The 456-nt window shown below is 69.3% G+C and carries 1 protein-coding gene; it reads right to left on the bottom strand.

Annotation, left to right across the window (positions count from 1 at the left end):
• A partial coding sequence (locus tag R1101_RS29065) for an ABC transporter transmembrane domain-containing protein (RefSeq protein WP_037225469.1) occupies positions 1 to 456 on the bottom strand: 456 nt, incomplete at both ends.

Raw genomic sequence — 456 nt, 5'->3', positions numbered from 1 at the left:
GTCGGCGGACGGATACGCGAAGGCGACATCCCGGAGTTCCACCGCGACCGGACCGTCGGGCACCGGCCGGGCGTCGGGCGACTGCTCGATCAGCGGTTTCAGATCGAGGATCTCGAAGACCCGCTCGAAGCTCACCATCGCACTCATGACGTCCATGCGGGCACTGGCCAGCGCCGTCAGCGGCGAGTACAGGCGCGTGAGGAGCATCGCCATCGCGACCACCGAACCGGGATCGAGTTGATCGCGCAGGGCGTAGAAACCGCCGAGGCCGTAGACGAGCGCGAGCGCGAGCGCGGACACCAGCGTCAGGGCCGTGACGAACACGCTCTGCAGCATCGCGGTGCGCACCCCGATGTCGCGGACCCGCGTCGCCCGGACGGCGAACTCCCTCGACTCCTGCGCCGGACGGCCGAACAGCTTGACCAAGGTGGCGCCCGGAGCCGAGAACCGTTCGGT

It is taken from the genome of Rhodococcus sp. R1101 (assembly GCF_000278445.1).
Taxonomy (GTDB): Bacteria; Actinomycetota; Actinomycetes; order Mycobacteriales; family Mycobacteriaceae; genus Rhodococcus; species Rhodococcus gordoniae.
This window is presented reverse-complemented; position numbering and strand designations above follow the sequence as displayed.